Consider the following 26703-nt stretch of genomic DNA (forward strand, 5'->3'; position numbering starts at 1 on the left):
AAATTTGCTACACAGCAGAGAGTTTGCTTCCCCACCCGGGACGGGGAAACCTGCTCAACGCGCGGAGATGGCCGAACCCCTCCCATAGTGTGATCAGCACCACGGAGTTCGACGCACACGATCATCGGGGTGCTCTCAATAGGTCAGCGCAACACTGGATTCTCACGATGAATCGGGGATGTGGTGTGCGATGACGAGGACGGCGTTATCCGAGGTCGAGGTCGATGAGGTGTGGCGGCGATGGCGGCCGGGTCAGGCGGTGAAAGTGCTTGCCCGCGAGATGCGCAGGCATCCATCGACGGTGCGTGACCTGCTCAAACGCTGTGGTGGGGTGCGGTCCGCGCCTCGCCGTCGCGGCCAGTTGCGGCTGAGTTTGATTGAGCGGGAAGAGATCTCACGTGGGTTGGCCGCAGGTGAGTCACTGCGCGCGATCGCTGCCCGGCTGGGGCGAGCGCCCTCGACGATCACCCGCGAAGTCGCCGGCAACGGCGGTCGGCACCGGTATCGCGCCCTGTCCGCCGATCATGCGGTGTGGGCGCGAGCAGTGAGACCGAAACCGACCAACGCGCGCCCAGCGACATAGCGCGCACAGATGTCTACAACCATGCGGCAGACGTTTCCGGTGGTGCCTGTCACGACAATCTTCGCGTAATCGCTACGATGCGAACGGCTACTCGAGCAAAAATAGTGCAGGTCAGAGCGCCTGCGGCACAATGCTTCCGGGCTCCGATTCTGTCACCGACACCCTGGCACGATTCGAAAATGCGTTCTATCATCGGTTCCGTCGACGGCTGATGAGCGAAAGAAGTGGCCGAATTGGCTGATGAACAGGTAGACCCGACGGCGGACGAAGACGACTACGACGTCAACTTGGAGGAACCCGTCATCGACTCCGCTGTGCCGACCACTTGGCAGGAATTCGCCGAGGATGCCCGGACAGGACAGTCCGGCAACGTCGCGCCTGTGGCCATAGAGGGGTTCAGCGTCACTCTTCCCGGGGCGGCCCGCCTCATCGAGTAGACATTGTCACTCGTGTTGGATCGCCATGCCGGCCACATCGGGCGGGATTTCGACCTGCCGCACTTCTCTGGGGTAACGCACTATTCGGCAGAAGACCTCCGATCGTGCTAACTGTCAAGCCGCGGCCGATGTTTCAGGTTTGGCGGCGGGGTGTCCGAAGGCCTTCACCGGGTCGTAAACCTGGTGGGTCTGTAGGCAGTGATAAAGCTGGCCGAGCATCTTGTTGAACAGATGCCGGACCGCCGGGGCGTGACGGTCACCATGCTGACGACGCTGACGGTAATGCTGTTGAGCTGGACCAGGATTCATCACCATCACTGCGGCCCAGACCCAGCCGACCGCAGCTAGACGGTCGTTCTTGATCCGGCGGTAACTGATCGAAATGGACTTGCCCGATGCCCGGGTGACCGGCGCAGACCCAGCGTAGGACTTCAGCGCTCGAGCATCAGCGAAGCGCCGGCGATCATCGCCGAGCTCGGCAAGTACCCGGGCGCCGGTCGAGTCGGCCAACCCCGGAAAGCTGGTGATGACGGCGTAGTCCGGGTGGGTGCGGAACAGCTCGGAGGCCGCCTGTTCCAGGTCGCGGGCGCCGTCGCAGGCCGCGTTGAGCATGGCGAGAATGGCCAGGGCCTGGCGACCCATCGCCGTTTCGACCATGACCGGTTGTCGCAGTTGCGGTGTGCGGAGCTTGTCGATGATCTCCGCGGCAAGTCCGTCGACGCCGCGCTGACGTCCGGCCCGGCGCAGTGCTGCGGCGACGCGAGATTTGGTCAGCTTCGCGGCCGCCGCTGGGGTCGGCGCGACCGCGAGAATGGCTCGGGCCTCGGGTTCGGCGAGGTTGGTGGCCGAGCGGGCGCTGAAGGTTTCCAGGAACGCGGGATAGTACTCGCGCAGCAGCGAGCGCAGCTCGTTACCCGCTTTGGTGCGCCGCCAGATAGCGTCCTGCTGGGCGCGGGCCAACACCGAGATCGCTTGTGCGAGCTCGGAATCAGCAGGAAGCGTGCGGTGCAGATGAGCGTCGGCCCGCAGAATGTTGGCCAGCGTCATGGCGTCGGCGTGGTCGGATTTAGCCCTGGCCAGGCTGTGGCGTTCACGGTAGCGGGCCACCGCCATCGGGTTGATCGCGTAAATCGGCCGGCCGGAGGCTCGGATTGCGGCAACCAACAGGCCGCGGGGAGTCTCGATCGCGACCGGGATCGGATCCTCGGCGTTGTCGCCGGCGTCGGTGAGTAGCCCCGTCAGCGCGGCGAAACCCGCAGGGTCATCGCCGATCCGCTTCTTGGCGACCAATTTGCCGCCGACGTCGATGATCGCGATGTCGTGATGGCCTTCGGCCCAGTCGATACCGCAGTAATGGTTCAATTCGTCCTCCATCAGGCAAGGGTCTTTGCGCTGGTCGGAACCCGAGTGAGAACGCGCAGCGCCCTACTTACAAGCCTCTGTGGGCTGGCCTCCGATGAGCTGTTCGCGATCCCAGCGCACCCCCACGGCGCCGGTCTGCATCAGAGCTCGAAGGCTCTCGCGTTGAAGCGGGCGTCCAGCCGTGGGAGCGGGCTCGAACCACGATCGATCCCACCCGATAACGGCGGCCGGACCGCGGAAGACACACCGTGACATCGGAATCCGGCCGCCGCCGCACCACCGGTTGTCCGCGGTCTTCTGCGAGGGCTCCAGGCCCCACGGACGTTCAGGGATCGCGGTGGCGAGATCAATCCTTCGCAGTTAAGTAGCGGACGTTCGCGAACGCCCGCGCAGCGGCATGAGCGTGCGTTGCTGACCTATGTGGCGTCCGGGCGGCACCCTTCCCTCGACCGGGCAGCGACGACCCGAGCATCGAACGAGGCCGCCGCGGCTGGTGGCGTCGCTTCGGTGCTGCCGATCAGCACGCCAGGGTTGTCAGTTCCCTTGCGCCGGAATACTTCCGGGAACGCTGTTCCGACTTCTTTGCGGACGCCGATGGAGTGGACTCGGTGTTCGACCGAGCATTGTGCCTGTAGGGTTCGGTGAGCACCCCAGACCGTCACCGCGTGGCGTGAGCAGCCTCGAGCGACGCAAGGCCCGCATGGACCAACGCACACGCGAACGACTGCCTGTCCCGCCGAGCCTCGTCCGGACCGCCAACGATCGGCGCCTGTCGGCTGCTCGTCTGTTGAGCGCCGCCGCGGCTACCGAACCGGGAGCCGTGATCGACGGCACTAACGGGACATTGCGCAAAGCTGTTGTCCCCAAAGCAATTGGACGGATCGTCTGGGCCGAGGACATCGTCACCGGCAAGCGCCGCAACTTGTCCTACGAAGAGGAAGAAGCGTTCTGGGCGTTCGCCACCATCGAGGTTCTGCGCTTGACCGGCATCCGCTGCGAAGAGCTGCTCGAACTGTCGCACCACAGCATCACCGAATATCGGCTGCCCGGCACCGGTGAACTTGTTCCGTTGCTGCAGATCGCACCGTCGAAGACCGACACCGAACGGATGCTATTGGTCAGCCCTGAGCTGGCCGATGTCCTCAGCGCCATCGTCCAGCGACTCCGCGGCTCAGACGGATCGATCCCCTTGGTCGTCTCCTACGACATCAGGGAAAAGATCTGGAACCCGCCGATGCCGGTGCTATTCCAGCGCGGCGTCGGAAACGAGCGACGCGCGTTCACGGCCTGCGCAATCCGCAAGCTGCTGATTAAAGCGCCGCCACCTCGCTCACCGACGCCAACGGCGATCCGCTGATGTTCCAGGCCCACGACTTCCGAAGGATCTTCGTCACCGACGCCATCATGAACGGCCTGCCACCACACATCGCGCAGAGCATTTGCGGCCACAAGACCATCGACACCACCATGGGCTACAAGACCGTCTACCCGGCCGAGACGATCGAGGCCCATCGAGCGTTCATCGCCCGCCGCCGCGCCACCCGGCCCAGCGAGGAATACCGCACACCCACCGACACCGAATGGGATGCGTTCCTGGCCCACTTCGAGAAACGCAAGGTGTCGGTCGGAACATGCGCCCGAGCATTCGCCACGCCCTGCGTCCATGAACACGCTTGCGTCAGATGCTCACTCCTCCGACCGGACCCCGCCCAACGGGCGCGGCTCGAAGAGATCCACGACAACCTCGAAGCCCGCATCATCGAAGCCAAACGCGAAGGACGGCCCGGCGAAGTCGAAGGACTCCAAATCAGCTACAGCGGCGTCAAAGACAAGCTCGCGCAGATCGACTCCACCTCCGGCGCACTGCAGCAGCGACGGGGCTCGGATTGCCAACGTTCGGCTCCATCTCCGGAAGAAGCTCTGCCCCATGAACATTAAGTTCAGAGAAGCTTGTGTCAGATGCGCGCTCCTCCACCCCGACCCGGACCAACGGCGACGGCTGATCGACATCCGCGACAACCTAATTGCCCGTATCGCCGAAGCCGAGCGCGAAGGCTGGCTCGGTGAGGTCGAGAGACTTCGCGTCAGCCTGGCCGGCGCCGAGGATAGGCTCGCCCAGATCGACCGGCGTTCCCACCGCGAAAAGTCATCGGTCTTGGCCTGCCTATCACCAGGAGCGGAGATCGCTGAGCCCCGAAATCACACTTACAGCTCGCCAGCTGTGACGTTACCGTGAGCGGATGAGTGAGGAGTTGAAGCCGCAGGTGCTCTCGAACCGCTGGGCTGACGCCGTTGGTCCTGGCGGCCACGGTTCGCCTCGTGATCTCTGCAGATGCATCGAGCAGATCAGCACCAAGCCGCCGCGACCGACCCGCTTCCATCGAGAACGCCAGGACACCACCGCACCAGGCTGGATCCGCCTTCTCGAGCTGGTTGAAGAGGCGGCCGCCGACGGACGGGAGGCCTTCAAGCCACTGGTCGAACTCACAGCGGAACAGCGGCGCCAGGTCGTCACGCTCCCGCCAACGATCACCAAACTCACCTCGGTGAAGCACCTCGTGCTGTACGGCAGCAACCTGGTGCGTATACCGCCTGAGATCGGCGCTATGCGGAGCCTTGAGGAGTTCACCCCGTACACCTCCTACCGCCTGCACTGGTTCCCGTACGAGATCACCCGGTGCCCCAATCTGCGGCGCAGCACGGTGAGCACTCGCGCCATCTACGGAAACTACAAGCGGCGGCCGCTGTTTCCGTCGTTGTCGGTCGCAGCGACCAGCACGCAAGGCATTGACCTCGAAGACCTCGACCCCGGCGTATGGGGTGCCACCGCGATCCGTACATGCAGCGTCTGCGATCAGCACATCGAGGGCGTGAACCTCCGCCAGGCCTGGATCTCAATATGGACGTCAGGCGCTGACGTTCTGCCCTTGCTGGTCAACGCCTGCTCGACGACATGCATCGAGGCGCTGCCCGTGCCGGCCAAAGGCTACGTCCAGATGCCGCACTCTGGCGGACCAAGCGTCGAGCAGCCGCCAGCTGGCCGACAGCCTCGCTAACGCGGTGCGGACCCAGAAGCAGCCCGTAGTTCAAAGAAGCCTGTGTCCGCTGCCCATTCCTGCGACTGGACCCCACCCAAAGCCCAGGGCTCGAACAAATGCAGCACAATGCCCGCGCCCGCCTCGACGAAGCCTGCCAGCACCAGTGGCTCGGCGAAGTCAGGCGATTGGACGATCCCGCCAGACCTTCGTGTCACGCGATGCCACAAATTGGCTTCAGCTGAAGCGTGCGTTCTCAGGTCGCGCGCTTCTCGGCGGAAGCGCACGTTCGGCAACCGCGCGCCCGGCGGCATTTCAGTGCGTTCGGCAGTTGGGGCCATGGAGGCGGGGAGGGCGCGACATATGATCTGATCATTGCGCAGGAGGGAGCCCGATGGAGAGCCCGATCGAGGTGGTGCGCAGGTTCTGCGCGGCGTGGTCCGACGACGCCGGGGTCAGCGAGCTGGCCGCATTCCTCACAGACGACGCCGTCTACCACAACATCCCGATGGCACCGGTCACCGGCAGGGAAGCGATCGCCGACAACATCGCCTCGTTCATCCGCCCTGGCCCGCCAGGCATCATGGGCATCGACTTCCGCATCATCAACATCGCAGCCAATGGTCCGGTCGTGATGACCGAGCGGGTGGACGTCTTCACGATCCCCGACAGGTCCTTCGAGCTCCAGGTCATGGGGACCTTCGAGGTCAGGGACGGCAGGATCAGCGCCTGGCGGGACTATTTCGACCTGAACCAGTTCACCAGCCGGATGGGATGACTCCGGTTAACTGCCCGAACTTCGTTGGATTTCGGCGATTACTACCGAGACCCCGAAGTACCACGCGTAGCAGAGGATTACTACGGACAAGCGTCCCGTATTCGGCATAGCCGTGCGTTCATTTCGGCCACCTCGGTCGAAACCTCGTAGCTTCGACACATTGCATCGACATCCACCGGTGTGACTCGCAGCGGTATGTGGCTGGTGCATCGGTCGATACAACATCCGCACGTCGGCATTATGGTGCGGCAGGACTACGGTGCCTGGGCGGTCCGGACCTACATCGCAAGCGAGCTACCGGGGTGTGGCCGGCCCCGCAGCTGCGTTCATCGGAGTCGAGGCGTAACGACTATTCACCTCGAGTCGCGGCCCGCCAAGCGGGCGGGCACGCTCGCCCGCGGGCTTGTTCGGAACGTCGGTTTGGCTGCTCAGCGGTTCGTGGACAAGGGCATTCGATCCGGATACCGGTTACGCATCGCTGTGCTGGCGGCGGGTCCGGCGGCGAAGACGTAGGCGTTGCTGTCATCGAGACGGCGGCCGGTTTTCGCATCGATGACCACCGGCTCCACCTCGTTGCCGGTATCGGCGTCGATCAGGATCATGCTGCGTTCCTCCGGTGCCAGGCGGGTATTGCCCCACGCGGCCAGGGCTACCAGCACCGGGCGCAGCGAACGCCCGAGATCGGTCAGCACGTACTCGTGGCGTACCGGATTGGTCTGGTACGGGCGGCGCTCCAGCAAACCGTCCGCCAGCAATGCCTTCAATCGACTGGTCAGCATGCTCGAGGAGATACCCAGATTCTCCTGGAACTGATCGAACCGGGTGTAGCCGTCGAAGGCGTCGTGCAGGATCAGCAAGGTCCACCATTCGCCCACTTGTTCGATCGCGGTCGACAGCGGGCATTCCTTATCTTCGGCTCTGATGCGACCGCCCAAGATGTGACATCCTCTCCAGTTCCTGCTAAATTCAAAGTTAGTTACTTCTATTTTAGCAGGTACTGAAGCGTGGGTCTCCCAGATGCTCGCATGTGAAAGGACAGTGCCAATGACCCTGCCTATCAGCGATTCCCTCCAGGGCAGACGTGCGCTGGTGTCCGGGGGCACCAAGGGTATCGGTGCCGCGATCGCGACACGCTTACATCTGCGGGGGCGACCGTGCTCGTGACAGCACGTAGCCGGCCCGCCGATATCGCGGAGGAGGCGTTCATCGCCGCCGATCTGAGCACCGCCGACGGTGTCAGAGCCGTTGTCGCCGAAACGAATTCACGTGTTGCGGGCCTCGATATTCTCGTCAATACACTGTGGGTGGATCCGAGGCTCCCGCCGGTGGATTCGCCGCCCTGAACGAAGACGATTGGGCTCGGGAGTTGAACACCAACCTGATGGCCGCTGTCCGGCTGGACCGCGGCCTGCTGCCGGGCATGATCGACGCGGGCGAGGGTGTCATCGTGCACGTCACCTCGATTCAACGGCGGATGCCGCTGTGGAACGGCACTCTCGCCTACGCCGCCGCCAAGGCCGCGCTCACCACCTACAGCAAAGGGTTGGCCAACGAGGTCGCCCCACATGGTGTCCGTGTCACCGCAGTCTCACCCGGATTCACCCAAACCGCCGCAGCTGACAACCTTATCGCCCGCATCGCGGCCGAGGCCGACATCAGCACCGACGACGCTCTCACCAGACTGATGGACTCCCTCGGCGGAATCCCCTTGGGCAGACCCAACTTTCCCGAGGAGGTCGCCGAACTCGTCGCCTTCCTCGCTTCGGACCGCGCCCGCAGCATCGTCGGCGCGGAATACGTCATCGACGGTGGCACCACCCCCACCGTCTGAACCAATACAGGACAGGAACCACCATGGCGTCGACATCCACCCGACCTATCGCCCTGACCGCACTGCCTGCGGTGATCAACCGCTATCTGAGCGCACACCGCGCTCACGACGCCGCTACCGCGATCACCACATTCGCCGACAGCGCGACAGTCCTCGACGACGGCCACCGCCACGACGGCCGCATAGCGATCCAACGGTGGCTGGACCACTCTGCTACCGAGTACACCTACACGATCGAACCCATCGACACCGAGATCGCAGACCCCAAGCACTATGTGGTGACCCAACATCTGGAAGGTGACTTCCCCGGAGGAACCGTGAACCTCCGCTACCAATTCACCCTCGACGCAGACCTCATCCAGGCACTGACCATCGAGCCGTAGCGGCCACGTGCAGATCCCATCAACGCAGCGCGCTTCGATTCACGAACGGCACGAACTACACCGTAGTGTCGATTACCGCAGAGTTGTTCGGTCTCCGCGATCGTCGAGTGGCCCTTCGTCGGACACACAACTGGCGAAAATACCCGCTGCGGGCCGTGCGCCAAAATCCTCAACTCGGCATTACCGGGAGTGTCTGATTAACTTTCAGACACTCCCCGCGGAAGGGTTCAAGGCGGCCATGAGTGTGGTCGCGTCCCTTCAGGCGCTTGCCGCACCGTCGAGGACTCGCAGCGTCACGCGGGCGGCGAGAGGTTCGTAGTGGTCGGTGAAGAGCTTTGCCACGAGTTCACCGCGACTGGTGACGCCGACCTTGTCGAAGATGGCTTTCACATGGTCGCGGACGGTGTGCGCGGAAAGGCTGAGCTCGGCGGCGATTTCGCCGGTGGAGCGGCCGCGCGCAATCAGTTCGGTGACCTCGAGTTCGCGGCGGGTCAGTTCGTAGGCGGCGACCACCAGGGACATGACCTCCGAGGGGGTGGCCACATCGATGACCAGCGCGGTCATTCCGGCGTTCCCGTCGGCATCACGCAGGCATGAGGCGTGGCAGGTCAACCAGCGGCCTGTCGTGGTTCGGATGCGGATCCGGGCGCTCTCGCCGGTCAATCGAGCCCGGCCCGCGGTACTGAGAATCCAGACCGGTAGCGGCAATTCGATGCCTGCGGCCGTCGCCGCCGACGGTCCCGGCGGCATCTCGGCGAGCAGGTGGCGGGCTTCGTCGTTGATCGAGACCAGACCACCCGTCGCGTCGAACAGCAGCATGCCAGGAGCGTTGTCGCGGTGCGTCGCAGCCGGTGTCGAGGGCTGTGCGAAGCTGCGCAGCCGCCGGGCCATCGGGGCGGACAGAGTGTGCACCAACGCAATGTCAGCAGCTCGGAACGGCTTTCGCCCGCGCTCCCGGAACAGGCTCAGCTGCCCCCACGGCTGTCTGTCGACGCGCAGCACCGCGCGCAGTTCGTCCTCGAAGCCACGTGGGCACATGAAACTCCGGTAAAGCGGGCTCAGCGTGGGGCGATCGCCGGTCACCTCCCGCAACCCGGCGACCGGTACCGGGGCTCGCGCCAGATCGCGGAAGAGATTCACGTGTTCGGCGAAGAATTCGGATTCCCAGTAAGTTCCGCAACCACCCTCGTGCAGATTCTCGACCCGCACCGGCGCGGTGGTGAGCCCGTTGATCGGATCGGTTGCCACCCATACCGCGGCATCGAACGGCGCGATCCGGCGTAGCCGAGCCGAGGTCTGCGCGAAAAGCGCACGGGCGTCGGGAGCAGTGGCGATACCCGACAGCATTGCGCCGACCGCGTGCGGTGTCGGAGTGCTCATGCTCGTCATCCTGCTGCCGCCCGCACGCAATCGCCATCCCGCATATGAGGGGGAAGCCGAAGGACGGCAGGGAAATTCCCGCAATCGCGGGATATCGCGCACGCCGCCGCCGGATGACGCTGATCCACATCGCCCCGGAGCCGGGGCAGGTACCAGCCAAGGGAGATTAAACATGCGCATCGGCATCATCGGCGCCGGCGCGGCCGCGGTCGGCCTGCTCGACGCACTCGCCGGAATGGATTCGACGCCCGGCAGCATTACCGTGTTCGATGGTTCGTCCTCGGTGTGGCGGGGCCGCCCGTACCAGCCGGACCTGGAGGCGGTGCGGGTGAACGCCCCGCCTGCTCTGATGTCGGTGCGAGCAGGCGACCGGAGCCATTATGAGCGCTGGTTGGATGGCCGCGGCGATACGGCGTGCTACCTCGACGAGGGTCTTGGGCAGCCACTTGTCCCGCGTGGCGTGTACGGCGAGTATCTCGAGCAGAGCGCGCGGACCGCGATCACGCGGCTGCGGCGCAGCGGGTGGCAGGTGAGCGTGGTGAATGCCCGCGTCACCGGATTTGCCGTGGCCGGCGGCTGTGCGCTGTACACCGACGGCAGCACCCATGCGGTCGATCGCGCCGTCCTATGCGTCGGAAGTGGGCAACCCCATGACCATTACGGACTGACCGGCGCGCCCGGATACACCAATGAGCCGTATCCGCTGGCCCGAACATTGACCGGCGTCCGGCCCGACGCCCACGTCGCGGTCATCGGCAGCGGCCTGACCGCGGTCGACATCGCCGCCGCCCTGACCACGAACGGCCACACCGGTCCGATCAGCCTGCTGTCCCGCAGCGGCGTCCTGCCCTTCGTCCAGCAGCGCCCGATTCCGCTGGAGCCGAAACACCTCACCCCCGCCAACGCGCTACCGCTGGCCGAACATGGCACCGTCACCATCACCCAGCTGGTCGAGCTCATGCGCGCCGAACTTGCCGACCTCGGCCAGGATTTCGACTCCCTCGCCGCCGAAATCCTGGAAACCGACACCGAGCAGCCGCTTTCCCGGCTGCGCCGCCAATTGGCCGCGATCGACTCCCCGCACCAGGGCCGTCGTTTGCTGGCCATGGCGATCCGCACCATCGGCCCGATTCTGTGGCCGGTGCTCACGGATGAGGACAGAACCCTGCTTCGTACCGCGCATTTCCGCAGCATCAGCAGCCTGAGCTCCCCGATGGTCCCGCACAACGCGAGAATCATGCTGCGCCTGCTGGATTCGGGACAGCTCCGTCTCCGCTCCAGGGTCACCAAGATCGAGGCGCGCCCGGGCGGCGGCTTCACGGTGTTCGACGATGCCGAGTGGACCGCCGACACCGTGTTCAACGCCGTCAACCCACCTGCCTACACCACGCCGCTGGAAACCGAACCGTTGGTCAGCGCCCTACTCGCCTGCGGCGCGGCCGAACTGGCGCCCACCGGCGGCCTACGCGCCGAACCGGGCACCCGCCGACTCCTCGTCGCCGACCGACCCGACCCGACCTGGCACATCCTCGGCAACCTGGCCACCGATTCGATGTTCATCGCCACCAATCCCCCCGGCCTGGCCGCCGAAGCCGCCTCGCTCGCCCAACACCTGGCCGACGGATAACCCCCAAGCGGCTCCGAGCTCGCCCGCCTCGTCACGAGAACTGGGCGGTGCGCGCTCGAGATCGCTTGGGCCGGTGAGCCAGTCGGTGCCGGGCGATGCCAACACCATGCGTCTGTCGGATCAACGGACGGGATCGTCGGTCATCCCCTGCGAGCAAGCTCGGACTCGTAATGCCTGGTGAGCAGGTCATAGATCACAAACTCTTGCCGATTCGTCGCCGCCCGCAGGATCCGGTTGATCTGCATGTGCACGATGCTTGCCGCCCAACTATGCAGGAGTTCTGCGTCCACGGTGTCCGGTAGCCGGATCCGGACGGCCCGCAACGCCGCGCTTCGCGCCGTGAACGCCGCCAGCGGGCCTGCCGGGTCGTGCATTGCCCGCTCCAATCCGGCGCGCTCGACACGGTAGCGCTTGCCCAGCTGCCGACGCAGTGGCGTGTCGACCCGGAATCGTCGCGCGAACCTGGCTCGGGGCTGTCGGCGAAGAACACACGTTCGGCGAGCACCAGACCGTGCGCGCCGCCGTAGCGTTCCACCTCTCGCTCGTAGGTGTCGACCTGCAAGCGCCAGATCAGCCCGTCCTGTAGACGCGCATCGCAGCACGCGGTCAATGCGGGTAGCACTTCACCGAGTAGCTCCGCACCATCGCCATGCAGGCGGAGGCGAAGATGCCAGTCCGGATCGCTGTACCGGACGAAGAACCATTCGTCGACCACGCCCGCGGCGAGCACGTCGGAGACAATCGGCCGCACGATGGAGCGCAGCCGGAAACACACAGCTCAGGAGGCATGTTCTCCGGGCTGCTACGCCGCACAGACGCCCGAATCGGCGTATAGGCTCTTTACAGGCCGACCTCACCAGAAACTCTATGGCTGGATCGCTCTCGTTGAGTTCGACGCTTACTCCTCGCTGCGACGCGGGTGCTGGCAGGCTCGATGTTGCGGCTATCGCCCAACTGCGCTGCACCGACTCGCCCAGCGATAACAACCGGAGGTCGATGATGACGACTCGACGCACTGTGCAAATCCGCAGAATCTACGACGACCCAACCCCTCGAGACGGCACCCGCGTCCTGGTGGACCGTCTCTGGCCCCGTGGCGTCAGCAAAACCAGAGCCCAGCTCGACGAATGGTGCAAGCAGATCGCTCCATCCACCGAACTGCGCACATGGTACGGCCACGACCCGGAACTCTTCGATGAATTCGCCCGCCGGTATCGCGACGAACTGACCGAGCCAGACCGCGCCGCCGCCCTCACACACCTGCGCGAACTGGCAGGCCAGAACAAACTCACATTGCTCACCGGCACCAAGAATACCGACATCAGCGAAGCAGCCGTACTCGCCGATCTCGTCGCACAATCGAACAGATCCCTCGAAAAGTGATAGACGGCAACGCAGGTTGGCCGTGGAAGCAAAGAGCCCTCGCCGTACACATCGCACGAGGCGCGACACCGGAGATCTCATCTGGTGGATGCGGCGCGCGGGGTATTGATGGCGTCCATCCTGATGTACCAGTGTCGCGAAAGCTGGACCGACTTCTTTGTCCACCAACGTCTACTGGTCGCGTCGGGCGCTTGATCGCGCTGCACCGTCGATTCGACACAGGAGCGGCTCATGGTGACGTTGGACCGGTTGGCGAACGTACTGGGTGGCTATGGGATCCGTTTGCGGTTGTGTTCGGTTCCCCGGTCCACCCAATTGCGCAGTGTGGTGATCCGCGGGGCCGATCAGGACCCCACTGAAGCGGGTGATGTGCTGCTGGGCATCGGGGCACGCTCGGTGCAGGAGGTGGTGGACTGGGCAGTGTCGACGCGGGCTGTCGTCGCGCTCATCCGTGGGGGTGAGGAGATCGCGGATGAGCCGGAGATCGAGGGTGTGGCGGTGATGGTGGTCGATCCTGCGGTGGCCTGGAGCGAGGTGGCCGCGGTGGTCTACGGGTTGGTGCTGGAAGGACGCGAGACCGAGGCCGGTCGCGGCCCGACCGATTTGTTCGCTTTGGCCGACAGTCTGGCCGACGCGGTCGGGGGTGCGGTGACGATCGAGGACCGGCTGTCTCGGGTGCTGGCGTATTCGAGGCCGCAGCAGCACCTCGACCCCGCACGGGTCGAGACGATCCTGGGCCGGGAGATGCCGCAGTGGTTGCGGGCGGTGTTCGATGCGCACGGTGTTTTCACACACTTGGCGGTCTCGGAGGAACCGTTGTTCGTTCCCGCGCAGGCAGAACATGGTGTGACGGGGCGGATGGTCGTGGCCGTGCGTGTGGGCCGGCAACTGCTGGGTTCGGTATGGGTGTCGTGCCCAGCACCGTTACACGGGGCTCGACGGATGGCCTTGGCCGACGGCGCACGCACGGTGGCCCTGCACCTGTTGCGGTCAAGGGCCAGCGCGGACCTGGAACGTCAAGTGGAATCCGAACTGGTGATCAGTTTGCTGGAGGGCGCCGCGGACGCGGCGACGGTGGCCAGCAGGCTGGGGTTGGCGCCGCAGAGTTTGCGGGCGATCGCGCTGCGCGCACGGATCGCCGACGAGCAGCACGCCGCGCTGCTGCTGATCTTCGAGCGAGCAACAACCGGATTCGGCTGGTCCCGTTCGAGCCGCAGCGCCCTGGTCGGCGACACCATTTACACCGTGCTGCCCGCAGATCAGGCGGCGACGGCACGCCACTGGATCAGCGAGCTACAGGCGGCGCTGCCCGCGCAGATGACGGTGTTGGCCGGCATCAGCGGTGGGGCCCGGGCCACGGAATTGGCGTTGGCGCGCCAAGAGGCCGAGGAATGCCTGGCGCTGCACGAGGCCCACTCATCGGATGCTGCGCCCCCCGCCTATGACGAGTCGTGGGACGAGATCCTGCTGCAACGATTGCGCGCCGCAGGGCTTTCCGGACGCACCCCCGCACGCGGGCCGGTGTCGCAGTTGCGACGCCACGACCAGGCAAACTCCACCCACTACGTGGCAACGCTGCGCGCCTGGTTGCAGGCCCAAGGCGACCCCGCCCAGGCAGGCGCACAGCTCGGCGTGCACGAGAACACCATCCGTAACCGGCTGCGCAAGATGGCAGAGGTAACCAACCTCGGCTTGGACGACCCCCGCAAACGGCTCGCCATGATGATCGAACTCGCCATCACCGACAACGAATGACTGCGCTGTGCCATCGCCACAAATCTCGACGCCTCGATTGTCGGATCAGCGCAACCGATCGCCTCGACAACCACGCCATCATGGAGTTGACAAGAACGCCCCAGGTGGCAGGAGCGACATGGTGAGCATCGATCGGCCCGACAACCGACCATAGCCAGCCATATTGTCGCCGAAGACGCGGCTACAGACCGGACGCGCCGCGCGAATCGATTCGGCACGACCCGCGATACCCGTGGGTCCCAGCGACTCAGACCCGGCCCGACATCAGGGCCTGCGCGTTGTCAGGGGCGGCACCGCCGCCTTGGCCCGCCCCTGACGACAATCTCCAACCCAGCCAGAAAGGAAGGGATACAACCACATGACCAGTACCGCAGGCGTCTGGATGACATCACAAGCCCATGATCGGCTTCAGACCGAATTGCACGAACTGCTCACCCGAGGCGACATCGAGCCCGATGAGGACAGTGGCGAATACGCACGCAACCAGGCTCTGCATTCCGCACGCCAGGCACGCATCCGCCGGATCCACCACCTGCTCAGCAACGCCCTCATCGGTCGCAACCCACCCGACGACGGAATCGCCGAGCCCGGCATGGTCTTGACCGTCCGCTACGACGACACCAGAGCGGTCGAGACGTTCCTGCTCGCAGTACGCGAAGCCGAACGCACCGAGACGGAGGTCTACTCCGTGCAATCGCCACTAGGGCGCGCCATCACCGGGGCCCGACCGGGCGAACGCCGTACCTACCGCGGCCCCAGCGGCGCGACCATGGCAGTGACGCTGCTACACGCGGTCCCCTACGGGGCTGACGGACCCAGCCCCCAGCCGGTAACTAGCTGAACGGAGTTGAACGGAATGAAGAACATGCGGGTATGCGAGGTCATGCAACGACCGATCATCGCCGTGCGGCACAACAACACGGCACGCGAGGCGGCGCTGATGCTCGCCGAACTGGGCTACGCAGCGTTGCCCGTTCTCGACCAGAACGATCGCCTCATCGGGGTACTCACCAGCGGCGACCTCTTGCGGGCAGGCGAACTCAACGACACGGTCAGTTCAGTGATGACCACACCGGCGGTCTCGGTCCCCGACAACGCCGCACTGGCCGAGGTCATGAGCAGGCTGATAACGCACGGACTGCGCAGTCTGCCAGTCGTCGATGGCGGCAGCCGCGTGATCGGCATGTTCAGCCGCGGCGACGCGTTGCGACTCATGCTCACCCCCGACGACGCACTCGTCGCCGATGCACAGAACCTGCTGGATCAATACACCGGCGCACGGCGCTGGCATGTCACCGTCCACGAAGGCGACGCCACCATCTCCGGCCGGTTCGCCGACCAATCCGAGCGGCGAATCACCATAGCCCTCACCCGTACAGTGCCCGGTATCCGCACCGCGACCATCGCGACCACGCCAGCCGCCGCGCACTGACCCGGCAACCGCAACAGTCCGAATCCAACCTTCGACATAAGCGGCGTACCGCCACATCGATGGATTCAGCCGTGTGGAGCCGAACGTGGACAGATTGTGGCCACTGAACAAGATGCGCCGGGTATTGGCCGCACCTGGTCGCAGCTCGCGCTATCACACAGCCCTGGGGCATATCGGTCCGCGCACACATCGCCGCCGAATAGCCCACCACGCTGCTGGTGGCCTTCGCTCCGGCGACCACGGGGTTCGACTTTTTCACGCCCGGCTCGCAGCACCTGTCCGGGAATACCTTGTACACGATCGTCCCCGGTGAGGTACTCGAGCGCGGGAGGTGTCCAGGCGCCCCGCGACAATCGGCCGGGCGTTGTCGGGATCCGGCTACCTCATCCGGACCATCACCCGGCCGCTGGGATCCTGTCGCTAACGACCGCAGCCCGACTCGACCATCCACCTACTGTCGCACTTCCCGCCTGGCGCTGTCGAAAACGGACCCAGGGATACGAGTGGAGAAATCGGAGAAGTGGCGCACCCGCAATTGTCGCGGACGGACAAGCGCCGCCGTTCCATGTAAACGATCCTGGAGTTGTCAGCGAATATTCGGATGGCGTCGTGGTGATACAGCAGCCGCTGGCAGGGCGGCCCACCCCTTCTCACTCGACCGCATCTCGAACCACATTCCCACCACCAGTCCTGGAGACCCCGGATGACCCACGCGCACCCCTTCTCACGCGCACGTCTTATCGACCACCTACCCGCACTGCGAGCCACACTGCACCAGCAACGCCGCTTCCGCCTGCAGCAGTTGGCCGAACTCGAATCCGATATCGACCGAGCCGCCGCACCCGCCAACGTGGCTGATACGGCCAGACATGAGGTCACCATCAAGTTGGCCGCGGCAGCACGACAAGCGTTGGCCGACCTCGATGAAACCCTCATGCTCATCACCACAGGCCGTTACGGCCGCTGCGGCCGCTGTTATGCCGAGATCCCGATCCACCTCCTACAAACCATTCCCACTTCGAGGTGGTGCCTGAATTGTCGGCAGCATCTCACCCCCGCGGGCCCAATGCCGGTTCCAACCGATGCGCATCCCGCTCGCGGCCGCCGATAAGGTGAACTCACCTCCGAGTCCGGCTGTGCTGCAAGCTATATCGCGTGTAGGCGATGGTGCTTGTCCTCGGACACGAACAGGATCACTCCTTCGTCCTCGACGTCGCCGGTGCGTTCGGCCACAGCGCAGGTCGCTGGCCGATCGGTTCGGGGTTTCTCCAGCTCCCCCGCCCGTCGGGCAGCGGTAGTGGTCCGGATCCGTGAGTGAGGCAGTTCGATAGCCGCCCGCAGCGGGTCAGGCGACAAGGTATGCGAAGAAATCGCCGGTCCACTGACCGAACGCCAACTCACACTTCTGCAGAACGGGACTGCCCCGAGTTCGGTTGACTCGCGGGTGTGGTGTTTCAGGCCGCGAGCGCGGGCTGGTTCATTGTCTCAAACTCGATCGGCGTGAGTCGGCCGAGTCGGCGTTGGCGGCGGGTGCGGTGGTAGGTCTTCTCGATCCAGACCACGATCGCCAACCGCAGTTCCGCGCGAGTCGCCCAGCGCTGCCGGTCCAGGACATTCTTCTGCAGCAGCGCGAAGAACGACTCCATTGCCGCGTTGTCACCACACGCCCCGACCCTGCCATCGAACCTCGTAAACCGTTGAACAACAACGCGTTAACGAACTTTCGAGACCGAAATTGACTGCCCCTGTCCGAGTGGGCAACCGTCGCGGCAGGTGCACGGAAAGCGACCGCGTTGTTCAACGCCGACACTGCCAGCGACGCCTTCATCCGTGAATCGATCGAGTACCCGACGATCCGGTTGGAGAACACATCCTTGACAGCGCACAAATACAATTTGCCCTCGTCGGTGGCGTGCTCGGTGATGTCGGTCAACCACACCGTGTTCGGGGCGTTCGTGGTGAATCGGCGCCCGACGAGGTCGTCGTGGACCGGCGGACCGGATCTGCGGTTCAACCCGCGCTTCTTGGCGAACACACTCCAGATCCGCTGCTGAGAACACAATCTGGCGACCCGGTTCTCGCTCGCACGGATTCCGCGGGCGGGCAGTTCGTCGGCGATGAATCGGTAACCGAACGCGGGGTCGTCGGCATGGATGTCATAGGCGGCGTTGATCAGATGCGCATCGTCCCAATCACGTTGGCAGACAGAGTGTTTCTTCCAGCTATAGAATGCTTGCGGGGAGAAACCGAGCACCCGGCAGGTCACCGCGACGGGGATACCATCGGCGGCCAGGTCGAGGACCAGCGGGTAGGTCATTTTGGGTTCACATCGCGGGAGAAATAGGCGACCGCGCGGCGCATGACCTCGGCTTCCTGTTCGAGCTGCCGGATCCGCTTGCGGGCCTCCCGCAACTCGGCCGACTCGTCGCGGGTCGCACCCGGGCGGTGACCGTCGGAGATATCGGCCTGTTTCACCCAATTCTTCACGCAGCTCTGCGAAATCCCGAAGTCTCTTGCGATATGGGTCAACGGAATCTCGCCCTTGCGGGCGACAGCGACCACGTCGCGGCGGAACTCCTCGGGATAGGGCTTGGGCATGTCGATGATCCTTCCACTGCGAGGAAGTCCTCACAGGTCAGGAGTCAACCGAACCGGGGGCAGTCCCGATTGCCGTTGTCACGGTCGGGTCGTGAGTTATGTCTCGTATCACCAACGCAGACCAGCTAAAAACGATGCGAACAAAACTACAATAGCGTGACGTTTTGAACCAATCATCGTGACGAATCGTCGACTTACTTGAGATTGGTGTCAGGGCCGGGCCCGGGCGAGGATTCGGTCCCTGTTGAGATGCTCCGTCAATGCGGCTGCCTGCCTGTCCTCTGACTGGTACGGCGATGCCGGGTTCCAAAAATACACGCCGAGACAGAGACTCAGCGCGTGACCGTCGGTCTATGCCGAAGGACAGACCGGGCCTCCGCCCTCCAGACGGTGGGAATCGCGAAGCCGTTCGAGTGCACGGTAGCGTGCAGGCGCCGCACCGGCGGACCGGGCGCTTTCAGAACTCGTCGGGACAGCCACACGACCCCCTGGTGTGCAGGACCGCCTCGAGGTTCACCACACCGGGCCGGGGCGTGCGGTCCTCGATCTGTTCGAGCAGCAGATCGACCGCGGTCTCGCCCATGCGCCGGGTGGGCTGCACCATGGTGGTCAGTCCGGGCCTGGTGTAGCGGGAGTACTCGATTCCATCGAAGGCGACGACCGCGAGGTCGTCGGGCACCCGCAGCCCGGCATCGTAGGCCGCACGCAGCATACCGATCGCCTGGAGGTCGCTGGTCACGAATACCGCTATGGGGCGGCGCGAGTCGGCCATGAGGTCGGCCAGTGCGCGGTAGCCGGCGGCGCCGCCGAAATCCGTTCGCACGATGCGCCCTTCGGCCAATCCAGCGGCCGCCAGCGCGTTGCGGTAGCCCTGCACGCGGTCCTCGGCGGTGGACACATGTGGGCCGCTCAGACAGGCGATATCGCGGTGACCGTGCTCGATTAGATGTGCGACGGCCTGCTGTGCGCCCGCGACCGAATCACACATCACATGCGCGCAACGCGCCGGATCGATGACGCGGTCCAGCGCGACCAGCACCATTCCGGCCTCCTCGCACGCGTCGGCGACACCGGTCTCCCATGACGACGAAATCGCAATCAGCCCTTCGACTCTACGATCGATAAAGGTGCGCACATAGGCGCGTTCGCGTTCCTGGTCGCCGGCCGCATTGCCGACGAACAGCGGATATCCCCGTGCGAAGGCGGCTGCCTCGATGACCGCGGATAGTTCGGCGAAGAACGGGTTGGCCCCGTCGGGGATCACCATGCCGAGCGCGTGCCCGCGATTCATGCGCAGGCTGCGCGCGGACATGTTGGGCCGGTAGCCGAGTTCGGCGATGGCGGCCTCGATGCGGGCCCTGGTCGCGGGCGCGACCTGCCGCGGACCTCCATTGAGCACGTAGCTCACCAGCGCCGGTGATGTACCGGCGAGCCGCGCCACGTCGGCTCGTGTGACTGCCATCTGAATTCTCTCCTTGCTCCGACCGTCCATCCAAGCACTCCGCATTAGCACTTGACAGTCGGTGACTCGGGTCACACACTACTCATCAACTCGCGTTGATCAACACGAGTTGATACCGAAACGGATAGGTCGAACTCACGATGAATGCTCGATTCAGGTGTGCAATGGTGCCGCTTGTCCTCATCGGCGCGCTCGCCGCCGCCGCCTGCGGTCGCGGCGGTCAGGACGCGGGCGACGGCGATTTCAAGATCGCCATCGTCACCCGGAACTTCACCAACCCCTACTGGGCGGCCCTGCGCGACGGTGCCCTCGCGGAGGGGCAACGGCTCGGCGTGAAGGTCACGGTGCAGGCCGGGCAGTCCGAGACCGATGCCGACGGTGAAAACGCCCAGATCTCGACCTTGGCCGCGCAGGGCTATGACTGCTTCGGTGTGGTGCCGGTCAACGCGACGAATGTGATCACGCCGCTCACGCCGGTGGCGCGCAAAAATATCCCGATCCTCGACCTCGACACCCAAATCGACGCGAAGGCCTCTGAGCAGGCCGGGGTGTCCTACGCGAGCTTCATCGGTTCGGACAATCTCGATGCCGGTCGCATCGCCGGTCAGCATATGCTCGACGCGCTCGGTGGCACCGGCAAGATCGCCATCCTGCAGGGCATCGCGGGCGAGCAGAACGGCATCAACCGCGACAAGGGCTTCACCGACACCGTCGCAGGCAAGCTGGACATCGTGCAGAAGGCGCCCGCCGACTACGAACAAGATAAGGGTTTGCAGGTCACCGAGGCGATCCTGAAGGCGCACCCCGACATCACCGGTATTTTCGCCGCCAACGACACTATGGGCTTGGGCGCCGCACAGGCGATCAAGAACGCGGGCAAGACCGGCCAGATCAAAGTGATCTCCGTCGACGGCATCCAGGCCGCCCTCGACGCCGTCAAGGCGGGCACCCTGACCGGCACAGTGACCCAATACCCCTATGCCGAAGGACAACTCGCGGTCCAGAGCTGCCTGGCCCAACACCAGGGCAAGAAGCTGCCCGAGCGGGTGGTCTCGCCCATCGCCTTCATCGGCAAGGACAATGTCGAGCAGCAGATCTCGGCGTTCCCGCGTCCGATTGTCGCATTCGACAACCCAGTGGAAGGGCTGCTGAACAAGTGACAGCCATGGCACCCGCCGAGTCCCGTGCGTATGAGGGGCGCACGGAGATCCTCGCCAAGGTAGCCGAATTCGCGGCACCGCTGGCCCTGGTCGTGCTGTGGGTGGCGTTCTTCATTGCCACCCCGGACTTCCTGACGACGGACAATATCGGCGATCTGCTGGTCGCCTCAACGATCCTGACCGTGCTGGCACTCGGACAGCAGTTCGCGATCACCGTGGGCGGCATCGATCTGTCGGTCGGCGCCAACCTCCCATGGGCAGCAGCCGTTCTCGGCTACCTGGCAAGCCACGGCTACCCGATGGCGGTCGCCATTGCGGCGGCCATCCTCAGCGGGCTGGCGGTCGGCGTCGTGAACGGTGTGCTGATCGGCCGACTGCATATGACCGACTTCGTCGTCACGCTCGGCATGCTCAGCGTGCTCAATGGCATCACGCTACTGCTGACGCACGGCAATACCGAGGCCGTGAGTTCCCGCTTCCTGCAACGGCTCGCGCTAGATGGCATCGGACCGGTGCGCTGGTTCTGGCTCATGGCATTGGTGGCGGCGCTGGTCGTGGCCGGCATCATCTTCCGCACCCGGATCGGCACCCACCTGCTCGCCACCGGCGGGCGCCTGGAGGCCGCGCGCGACACCGGCATCTCGGTGAACCGGATCCGGCTGTTCGCCTATGCCATGTCCGGATTGCTGTGCGGCATAGCCGGTGTCATGCTGGTCGCCCGCAACGGCGGCGCGGATCCGTCGCTGCAGACCACCTACCTGCTGAGCTCGATCGCCGCAGTGGTGCTCGGCGGTTCGTCGCTGTCCGGCGGCAAGGCGTCGGTGCTCGGCACCGTCTGCGGTGCGGTGCTTTTCACCTCGCTGATCAACGGGTTCACCATTCTCGGCATCTCGCAGTACTACCAGCCGGTCGCCGTTGGCGCGGTGCTGCTGCTGGCCGCCGGGATTGCCCGATTCCGAAAGTAGGCCAAGGACATGACGATTCCACTGCTCGAGGCGCACGAGCTCACCAAGTCGTTCGACTCGGTCCGTGCGCTGGCCGGGGTCACGCTGACGATTCCGGAGGGTGAGGTCACCGCCCTGGTCGGCGATAACGGCGCGGGCAAGTCGACGCTGGTGCGCTGCCTCACCGGCGTGCAGGCACCGGATACCGGGCACATCCGGTTCAAGGGCGAACCGGTGCGCCTGCGTTCGCCCGAGGACGCGCGCAAAATGGGCATCGAGACCGTGTACCAGGATCTCGCTCTCATCGACGATCTGGCGGTGTGGCAGAACCTATTTCTCAACCGGGAGTTGATGTATCCGCTCGGCATTGTCAACCGCAGGGCAATGATCGCCCGCAGCGGCGACATCCTACGCGACCTGGATGTCGACGTGCCCTCGGTGCGCACCACCGTACGCAGGATGAGCGGCGGCCAACGCCAGAGCATCGCCATCGCCCGCGCGGTGGCCTGGGGCAAATCCATGGTGATCATGGACGAACCCACCGCCGCGCTCGGCGTGCGGGAGACCGCCGCGGTCGAGAAGCTGGTACGTGGCCTGCGCGACCGCGGAATCACCGTGTTGATCATCAGCCACGACCTGGCACAGGTCATGCGGATCTGCGACAACGTGGTGGTGCTGCGGCGCGGCAGATCCGTTGCCGCGCACCGGATCGACGAGGTGGACGGCGACCGACTGGTCGCACTGATCACCGGTGCCGCACCCGGCAATCTGGAGGTCGCCGGGACCGGCGTCGAATCATGAGCGAGCGACAGCGAGTGAACCATGAACACAGTGCGCCTTCGCGCACGACGGAGCCGAGCGCTAGCGAGGCGCAGTCGTGAGCGTTGTCGTCCTCGGATCGGTCAACCAGGACATCGTGTGTGAGGTGAAACGGCTGCCGCGCCCCGGCGAAACCGTGCTGGCACTGCGCGCACGAACCAATCTGGGCGGCAAGGGCTCCAATCAGGCCGTCGCGGCAGCCCGAGCCGGCGGCCGGGTCGAGTTCATCGCCAGGATCGGCCGCGATGCCGATCCCGGGCTACGGAAGTCGTTGCGCGACTATGCTGTTGGGCTCGCCACTCTGCGCGAGGTCGAGGACGCGCGGACCGGCACCGCCTACATCACCGTCGCCGACGGCGAGAACCAGATCGTGGTCGACTCCGGCGCCAACTTCTGCTGGGAATCCGAACCCGAGCTCGACGCCCTGAACGAGGTCGAGTTGCTGCAGTCGGCGGATGTGGTTGTCGTGCAACTGGAGGTGCCGCTGCGCGTCGTCGCCTGGGCCGCGCGGCATGCTCGCCGGCTCGTGCTCAACGCTGCGCCGGCGACGGTGCTGCCAGATGAGCTGCTGCTGCGCTGCCACCCGCTGGTCGTCAACGAATCCGAGCTGTCGGCATTGACCGGGTCCACCGCGCGGACACCCGAGCAGGCATTCCACCTGGCCCGCTCCTTATGCCTGCGCGGGGTGGCCTCCGTCGTCGCCACGCTGGGCGCCACCGGCTCGGTCTGGGCGCACCGCTGCGACGTGCCAGCGCCGGTCGCTGGCGGGTATCAGGCTGCGCCACAGGTGAATTCGGTGGATTCCACCGGTGCGGGCGACGCCTTCGTCGGCGCCCTAGCCACCGCACTCGCCGATGGCAGGCAGCTGGGCGCCGCCGTGGCCTACGCCACCGCGGCCGGTGCCCTCGCCGTTCAGACGCCGGGAACGCATGCCTCCTACCCCACCGCGGACCAGATCCGCACCGCGCTCGCGACCATCCCGGCGGCCCGGCCACTCGTTTGACCGGGGCTTCACCCTCTTCGATAAGGACCGAACCTTGCGCACTAGCGGACTAATTCACGCCGAATTGCTATCGGCGCTCACGGCATTGCGCCACACCGACCTCTTCGCCGTCAGCGACTCCGGTCTGCCGACACCGGCCGGGGTGCCGGTCATCGATCTGGGTATCAGCTACGGATTCCCTCGGTTCGAGCCCATCCTCGACCTGATACTCGACGAGGTTACCATCGAAGCCGCCTGGGGTAGCCGCGACGTCGCGGACCAGAACCCGGAAGCGGCGAACCTGCTCCGCCACCGCCTGCACGCGGAGTTGATCGACCACGACGACTTCAAGCAGCGCATCGGGGCCTGCCGGTTCGTGGTGCGAACCGGTGAGGCCCGGCCCTACGCCAATGTGCTGCTCCGAGCCGGGGTGCCGTGGTTGTAGCCCACCGCGCCCGGCAGGGCGTAATCCGGCAGAGCGAAATATTGAAATCGGCGATATTGAACTCCGCGACCTCGCCGACGCGATGGCCGCCCGAGACTATGGCCACCTTTTTTCCGGGCGGTAGTTCGTGGCTGCGGAAGAGGTAGGCCGCGGTCGTTACGGCGCCGCTGGGTTCGGCGATCAGGTGGGCTTGGCGTGCGAGAGCCCGGACCGCCGCAGGCCGCCGCATCGAAAGGCCGAGCGAGCTCAGCCGCAGTGAGTATTTCGAACCCTGCTTGCTCGGACAGGGCAGTCACCAGGTCGGGAGCCTCGACAAAGGTAAGGGGACCAGCCTCGATCGCACCCTCATCGAAATCGATCACCCGTGGTTCGGCGACCGCGAGCACCGCAGAATCGCGCAACGCAACCGCTGCGACGTGCCGGTCTCGGTAGGTGATGACTCCTTGATGGAAGTTTGGAGTCACGCCCTCACCCACGCGGAACTCGATCACCGTGCCACCGGTGCGCCGAGCAGCTTCGTAGCACGCTTGACGGAAGGCGCGGAGCTCGGTCACAACTGCGAAGGTATCCGGCGGTGTCGGAATTCGCGACCACCGTCAGCGGATGGTGCTGAGATTCACGATCACTTGGTGGCCGGATTCGCGATCAGAACCAAACTCACTGCTGGGTGATGACGGGGATCCCGAGGTCGGTCGTCGTTGTGCTCGTTCCGCTCTCGCGGGCCCGCATCCGGTCGAGGGTTGCGATTTTCCCGGCAGCGGCGTTGAGGCTGACTTGCAGTCCCTCGGCCTCGCCGGTCCAGCCGTTGGCGTGGGCTTCGGAGCTGCGGTCGCGCAGGTTGGCGGCTATCTCGGCGAGCCGTTCGCGGGCGCGGAGGTCGACGCGGAGGCTCGGGCATCTGATGCAAGCATGTTCATGCTGGCAGGGACTTCCGTATGGGCGTCCGCAGGTGCCCAGCTCCAGCTTTCGGAGTTCGAAGTGCTGTTGGAAGTCGTTCCATTCCTGATCGGTGGGTTCTCGGTATTCCGATTCGGGGCGCTGCGCGCGGCGTGCTGCGAGGAAGGCCCGGTAGGAGCGGACGAGTTCTTGTTGAAGACGGCGACGTAGGTCTGGGTGGTGTTCAGATTCTGATGGCCCATCAGCTTTGCGGCAATGTGGATCGGCAGCCCGTTGCTGACGGAATCGGTGGCCCATAGTCTGCGGAAGTCGTGGGGCGTGTAGCGCAGCGGCTGGCCGGCGGCGTCGGTGAGACCGGTGCGGGCCAGTGCCTTATCGAGCAGGTTTCGAATCGTGGCTGCGCTGGGGACTTTCCAGATCCCGCCGTGGCGGTGCTGAAACAAGTGCGGCATCGGCGGCAGGGATTCGCGTTCGTATGGGTTGTATCGAGCAGTCAAGGGAACAGCGCCGCCATTCTCGCTGCGGAGGCGCGTGATGATCGTGGCAAGAACGCTGGCGAGTTCGGGGGCGACCAGTAGCAACCGTTTCTCATCGCATTTCGACGGCACGATCTGAAGCATCGGGACGACTTCACCGGTCTTGGGCAGCTTGTAGGAGACCAGGCCGAGGTGGGTGAGATCGAGAAGTTCCTCGATCCGGATGCCGGTGTGCCGCAAGGTCTCGATGACCGCCCAGGCCCAGAACGCTTCGCGCTCGGCCCTGCTGACATCGATGACTTCACCGGTGACCAGGTCTTTGCCGGATCGATGAGCGAGCCGATCCATCCGGAGCCGTCGTCAGCGCCGGACATGTTCCATCGGTCCTGCCATTCGTCGCCGGGATGGCTGCTCAGCCATTCGAGAATTCGACGGGCACTGGCGATTTCGCGGCAGCCGTCGGCGCTTTCGATGGGCGAGGACAGCAGTTCGACGACCTCGTCGATGCTCAGTGCGCCCCGCGCGCCGCGCGCAGTCGAGGTCCCGGCCGGATCGTCATCAGGTTTCGAGATCAGACTCTGATCGCGACGCAGCCCGGATCCGAGTGTCGGGGTCCGATTCACGCCTGTGTCCCTCCGAACAGGATGGCCAGGTCGTCGGTGTTGTAACCGACACCGAGCTGGGAATCGGGCTGAACTGGATGCTGTTCGCGGTCGACCAGATGGCGCCGGACTCGGCGGATCACCTCGGCCTCGTTCTCGACGAGATAGATCGAGGCAGTCGTACTCAGGTGAGCCCAGATTCCACTTCAGGTGCATTGCGGGGCCGATTGGTCGTGGTCAACTCTGACCTGCCGGACTCGGGGATGAACGAACGGGACTTCGAACATCGGTGTGTCCCGAACTCGTTTGCAGTACAGTGCTTTTCGTTCGTA

Annotated in this window: 27 protein-coding genes and 2 pseudogenes; 21 read left to right on the plus strand and 8 right to left on the minus strand. The window is 64.9% G+C overall.

The window, feature by feature from the left end:
- The first annotated feature begins 190 nt into the window (after positions 1 to 190).
- Together OHQ90_RS26235 and OHQ90_RS26240 are read left to right on the plus strand one after the other, a co-directional pair.
- Positions 191 to 583 carry a helix-turn-helix domain-containing protein gene (locus tag OHQ90_RS26235; RefSeq protein WP_328401830.1) on the plus strand — a complete coding sequence of 131 codons (393 nt, stop codon included), beginning with the start codon at positions 191 to 193 and terminating at the stop codon, positions 581 to 583.
- A 224-nt stretch (positions 584 to 807) separates the two neighbouring features.
- Positions 808 to 1020 (plus strand): hypothetical protein, encoded by a 213-nt coding sequence (locus tag OHQ90_RS26240; RefSeq protein ID WP_328401832.1) that lies wholly within the window; start codon positions 808 to 810, stop codon positions 1018 to 1020.
- Between the two features lie 114 nt (positions 1021 to 1134).
- On the opposite strand, the gene OHQ90_RS26245 is transcribed toward OHQ90_RS26240, so the two are convergent.
- Positions 1135 to 2397 (minus strand): IS110 family transposase, encoded by a 1263-nt coding sequence (locus tag OHQ90_RS26245; protein WP_328413109.1) that lies wholly within the window; start codon positions 2395 to 2397, stop codon positions 1135 to 1137.
- 772 nt (positions 2398 to 3169) lie between these two features.
- On the opposite strand from OHQ90_RS26245, the gene OHQ90_RS26250 reads away from it, so the two are divergent.
- From OHQ90_RS26250 to OHQ90_RS26270, 5 genes are all read left to right on the plus strand, one after another.
- On the plus strand, positions 3170 to 3739 hold the full coding sequence (locus OHQ90_RS26250; RefSeq protein WP_328401834.1) for a hypothetical protein: 570 nt from the start codon (positions 3170 to 3172) through the stop codon (positions 3737 to 3739).
- Positions 3739 to 4320: an integrase gene (locus OHQ90_RS26255; RefSeq protein ID WP_328401836.1), complete on the plus strand. Its 582-nt coding sequence runs from the start codon at positions 3739 to 3741 to the stop codon at positions 4318 to 4320. Before OHQ90_RS26250 ends, OHQ90_RS26255 begins: the two co-directional genes overlap by 1 nt.
- Complete coding sequence (locus OHQ90_RS26260) at positions 4310 to 4618, plus strand: hypothetical protein (protein ID WP_328401838.1); 309 nt, start codon at positions 4310 to 4312, stop codon at positions 4616 to 4618. Before OHQ90_RS26255 ends, OHQ90_RS26260 begins: the two co-directional genes overlap by 11 nt.
- Before the next feature lie 4 nt (positions 4619 to 4622).
- Positions 4623 to 5438: a hypothetical protein gene (locus tag OHQ90_RS26265; RefSeq protein ID WP_328401840.1), complete on the plus strand. Its 816-nt coding sequence runs from the start codon at positions 4623 to 4625 to the stop codon at positions 5436 to 5438.
- 373 nt (positions 5439 to 5811) lie between these two features.
- Positions 5812 to 6195 carry a limonene-1,2-epoxide hydrolase family protein gene (locus OHQ90_RS26270; RefSeq protein ID WP_328401842.1) on the plus strand — a complete coding sequence of 128 codons (384 nt, stop codon included), beginning with the start codon at positions 5812 to 5814 and terminating at the stop codon, positions 6193 to 6195.
- 428 nt (positions 6196 to 6623) lie between these two features.
- Here the strand turns inward: OHQ90_RS26270 and OHQ90_RS26275 are convergent, their stop codons facing one another.
- Positions 6624 to 7130, minus strand: a complete 507-nt coding sequence (locus OHQ90_RS26275) for a winged helix-turn-helix transcriptional regulator (protein WP_328401844.1) — start codon at positions 7128 to 7130, stop codon at positions 6624 to 6626.
- A gap of 225 nt (positions 7131 to 7355) precedes the next feature.
- Here OHQ90_RS26275 and OHQ90_RS26280 point away from each other — a divergent pair, with 225 nt between their 5' ends.
- From OHQ90_RS26280 to OHQ90_RS26290, 3 genes are read left to right on the plus strand one after another with little or no spacing between them, the layout of a single operon-like run.
- Entirely contained in the window at positions 7356 to 7538 is a 183-nt protein-coding gene (locus OHQ90_RS26280; protein WP_328401846.1) for a hypothetical protein, read from the plus strand.
- Positions 7496 to 8026, plus strand: a complete 531-nt coding sequence (locus OHQ90_RS26285) for an oxidoreductase (RefSeq protein WP_328401848.1) — start codon at positions 7496 to 7498, stop codon at positions 8024 to 8026. The genes OHQ90_RS26280 and OHQ90_RS26285 overlap by 43 nt, the downstream gene beginning before the upstream one ends.
- Positions 8027 to 8049: 23 nt before the next feature.
- Positions 8050 to 8409, plus strand: a complete 360-nt coding sequence (locus OHQ90_RS26290; protein WP_328401850.1) for a nuclear transport factor 2 family protein — start codon at positions 8050 to 8052, stop codon at positions 8407 to 8409.
- A gap of 258 nt (positions 8410 to 8667) precedes the next feature.
- Here OHQ90_RS26290 and OHQ90_RS26295 read toward each other — a convergent pair whose 3' ends face one another.
- A complete protein-coding gene (locus tag OHQ90_RS26295) occupies positions 8668 to 9789 on the minus strand; it encodes a helix-turn-helix transcriptional regulator (RefSeq protein WP_328401852.1) in 1122 nt (373 codons plus the stop codon).
- On the opposite strand from OHQ90_RS26295, the gene OHQ90_RS26300 reads away from it, so the two are divergent.
- Positions 9788 to 11416, plus strand: coding sequence for an FAD/NAD(P)-binding protein (locus tag OHQ90_RS26300; RefSeq protein WP_328401854.1), 1629 nt, complete (start codon positions 9788 to 9790; stop codon positions 11414 to 11416). The genes OHQ90_RS26295 and OHQ90_RS26300 overlap by 2 nt on opposite strands.
- A gap of 140 nt (positions 11417 to 11556) precedes the next feature.
- Here OHQ90_RS26300 and OHQ90_RS26305 read toward each other — a convergent pair.
- Positions 11557 to 12191, minus strand: a pseudogene (locus OHQ90_RS26305) (thiopeptide-type bacteriocin biosynthesis protein).
- 224 nt (positions 12192 to 12415) lie between these two features.
- On the opposite strand from OHQ90_RS26305, the gene OHQ90_RS26310 reads away from it, so the two are divergent.
- The 5 genes from OHQ90_RS26310 to OHQ90_RS26330 all read left to right on the plus strand — a co-directional run bounded on the left by OHQ90_RS26310 (position 12416) and on the right by OHQ90_RS26330 (position 17097).
- Entirely contained in the window at positions 12416 to 12799 is a 384-nt protein-coding gene (locus OHQ90_RS26310) for a DUF488 domain-containing protein (protein ID WP_328413111.1), read from the plus strand.
- A gap of 231 nt (positions 12800 to 13030) precedes the next feature.
- Entirely contained in the window at positions 13031 to 14554 is a 1524-nt protein-coding gene (locus tag OHQ90_RS26315) for a PucR family transcriptional regulator (protein WP_328401856.1), read from the plus strand.
- A 358-nt stretch (positions 14555 to 14912) separates the two neighbouring features.
- Positions 14913 to 15395, plus strand: a complete 483-nt coding sequence (locus tag OHQ90_RS26320) for a GreA/GreB family elongation factor (RefSeq protein WP_328401858.1) — start codon at positions 14913 to 14915, stop codon at positions 15393 to 15395.
- A 15-nt stretch (positions 15396 to 15410) separates the two neighbouring features.
- Positions 15411 to 15986 carry a CBS domain-containing protein gene (locus OHQ90_RS26325; protein WP_328401860.1) on the plus strand — a complete coding sequence of 192 codons (576 nt, stop codon included), beginning with the start codon at positions 15411 to 15413 and terminating at the stop codon, positions 15984 to 15986.
- 703 nt (positions 15987 to 16689) lie between these two features.
- Positions 16690 to 17097, plus strand: coding sequence for a hypothetical protein (locus tag OHQ90_RS26330; protein WP_328401862.1), 408 nt, complete (start codon positions 16690 to 16692; stop codon positions 17095 to 17097).
- A 343-nt stretch (positions 17098 to 17440) separates the two neighbouring features.
- Here OHQ90_RS26330 and OHQ90_RS26335 read toward each other — a convergent pair.
- Together OHQ90_RS26335 and OHQ90_RS26340 are read right to left on the minus strand one after the other, a co-directional pair.
- A pseudogene (locus tag OHQ90_RS26335) lies at positions 17441 to 18584 on the minus strand (IS3 family transposase).
- A 457-nt stretch (positions 18585 to 19041) separates the two neighbouring features.
- Complete coding sequence (locus OHQ90_RS26340; RefSeq protein ID WP_328401864.1) at positions 19042 to 20046, minus strand: LacI family DNA-binding transcriptional regulator; 1005 nt, start codon at positions 20044 to 20046, stop codon at positions 19042 to 19044.
- Positions 20047 to 20210: 164 nt separating this feature from the next.
- On the opposite strand from OHQ90_RS26340, the gene OHQ90_RS26345 reads away from it, so the two are divergent.
- The 5 genes from OHQ90_RS26345 (at position 20211) to rbsD (ending at position 24396) form a co-directional block, all read left to right on the plus strand.
- Positions 20211 to 21206 (plus strand): sugar ABC transporter substrate-binding protein, encoded by a 996-nt coding sequence (locus OHQ90_RS26345; protein ID WP_328401865.1) that lies wholly within the window; start codon positions 20211 to 20213, stop codon positions 21204 to 21206.
- Between the two features lie 5 nt (positions 21207 to 21211).
- Positions 21212 to 22171, plus strand: a complete 960-nt coding sequence (locus OHQ90_RS26350; RefSeq protein ID WP_328413113.1) for an ABC transporter permease — start codon at positions 21212 to 21214, stop codon at positions 22169 to 22171.
- A 9-nt stretch (positions 22172 to 22180) separates the two neighbouring features.
- Positions 22181 to 22951, plus strand: a complete 771-nt coding sequence (locus OHQ90_RS26355) for an ATP-binding cassette domain-containing protein (protein WP_328401867.1) — start codon at positions 22181 to 22183, stop codon at positions 22949 to 22951.
- A gap of 76 nt (positions 22952 to 23027) precedes the next feature.
- Complete coding sequence (locus OHQ90_RS26360) at positions 23028 to 23972, plus strand: ribokinase (protein ID WP_328401869.1); 945 nt, start codon at positions 23028 to 23030, stop codon at positions 23970 to 23972.
- A gap of 34 nt (positions 23973 to 24006) precedes the next feature.
- Positions 24007 to 24396 carry a D-ribose pyranase gene (gene rbsD, locus OHQ90_RS26365; protein ID WP_328401871.1) on the plus strand — a complete coding sequence of 130 codons (390 nt, stop codon included), beginning with the start codon at positions 24007 to 24009 and terminating at the stop codon, positions 24394 to 24396.
- 845 nt (positions 24397 to 25241) lie between these two features.
- On the opposite strand, the gene OHQ90_RS26370 is transcribed toward rbsD, so the two are convergent.
- A complete protein-coding gene (locus tag OHQ90_RS26370) occupies positions 25242 to 26117 on the minus strand; it encodes a tyrosine-type recombinase/integrase (RefSeq protein ID WP_328401873.1) in 876 nt (291 codons plus the stop codon).
- A 271-nt stretch (positions 26118 to 26388) separates the two neighbouring features.
- Positions 26389 to 26514: a hypothetical protein gene (locus tag OHQ90_RS26375; protein WP_328401875.1), complete on the minus strand. Its 126-nt coding sequence runs from the start codon at positions 26512 to 26514 to the stop codon at positions 26389 to 26391.
- Positions 26515 to 26703 lie beyond the last annotated feature (189 nt).

This window comes from Nocardia sp. NBC_00403 (assembly GCF_036046055.1).
GTDB lineage: Bacteria > Actinomycetota > Actinomycetes > Mycobacteriales > Mycobacteriaceae > Nocardia.

Bases quoted from the DNA above. Each gene is read 5' to 3' on its own strand.
- OHQ90_RS26235 (WP_328401830.1), top strand. From the start codon at position 191: ATGACGAGGACGGCGTTATCCGAGGTCGAGGTCGATGAGGTGTGGCGG.
- OHQ90_RS26255 (WP_328401836.1), top strand. From the start codon at position 3,739: ATGTTCCAGGCCCACGACTTCCGAAGGATCTTCGTCACCGACGCCATC.
- OHQ90_RS26260 (WP_328401838.1), top strand. From the start codon at position 4,310: ATGAACATTAAGTTCAGAGAAGCTTGTGTCAGATGCGCGCTCCTCCAC.
- OHQ90_RS26265 (WP_328401840.1), top strand. From the start codon at position 4,623: ATGAGTGAGGAGTTGAAGCCGCAGGTGCTCTCGAACCGCTGGGCTGAC.
- OHQ90_RS26270 (WP_328401842.1), top strand. From the start codon at position 5,812: ATGGAGAGCCCGATCGAGGTGGTGCGCAGGTTCTGCGCGGCGTGGTCC.
- OHQ90_RS26290 (WP_328401850.1), top strand. From the start codon at position 8,050: ATGGCGTCGACATCCACCCGACCTATCGCCCTGACCGCACTGCCTGCG.
- OHQ90_RS26300 (WP_328401854.1), top strand. From the start codon at position 9,788: ATGCTCGTCATCCTGCTGCCGCCCGCACGCAATCGCCATCCCGCATAT.
- OHQ90_RS26295 (WP_328401852.1), bottom strand. From the start codon at position 9,789: ATGAGCACTCCGACACCGCACGCGGTCGGCGCAATGCTGTCGGGTATC.
- OHQ90_RS26310 (WP_328413111.1), top strand. From the start codon at position 12,416: ATGACGACTCGACGCACTGTGCAAATCCGCAGAATCTACGACGACCCA.
- OHQ90_RS26315 (WP_328401856.1), top strand. From the start codon at position 13,031: ATGGTGACGTTGGACCGGTTGGCGAACGTACTGGGTGGCTATGGGATC.
- OHQ90_RS26320 (WP_328401858.1), top strand. From the start codon at position 14,913: ATGACCAGTACCGCAGGCGTCTGGATGACATCACAAGCCCATGATCGG.
- OHQ90_RS26325 (WP_328401860.1), top strand. From the start codon at position 15,411: ATGAAGAACATGCGGGTATGCGAGGTCATGCAACGACCGATCATCGCC.
- OHQ90_RS26330 (WP_328401862.1), top strand. From the start codon at position 16,690: ATGACCCACGCGCACCCCTTCTCACGCGCACGTCTTATCGACCACCTA.
- OHQ90_RS26340 (WP_328401864.1), bottom strand. From the start codon at position 20,046: ATGGCAGTCACACGAGCCGACGTGGCGCGGCTCGCCGGTACATCACCG.
- OHQ90_RS26345 (WP_328401865.1), top strand. From the start codon at position 20,211: ATGGTGCCGCTTGTCCTCATCGGCGCGCTCGCCGCCGCCGCCTGCGGT.
- OHQ90_RS26350 (WP_328413113.1), top strand. From the start codon at position 21,212: ATGGCACCCGCCGAGTCCCGTGCGTATGAGGGGCGCACGGAGATCCTC.
- OHQ90_RS26355 (WP_328401867.1), top strand. From the start codon at position 22,181: ATGACGATTCCACTGCTCGAGGCGCACGAGCTCACCAAGTCGTTCGAC.
- OHQ90_RS26370 (WP_328401873.1), bottom strand. From the start codon at position 26,117: ATGGATCGGCTCGCTCATCGATCCGGCAAAGACCTGGTCACCGGTGAA.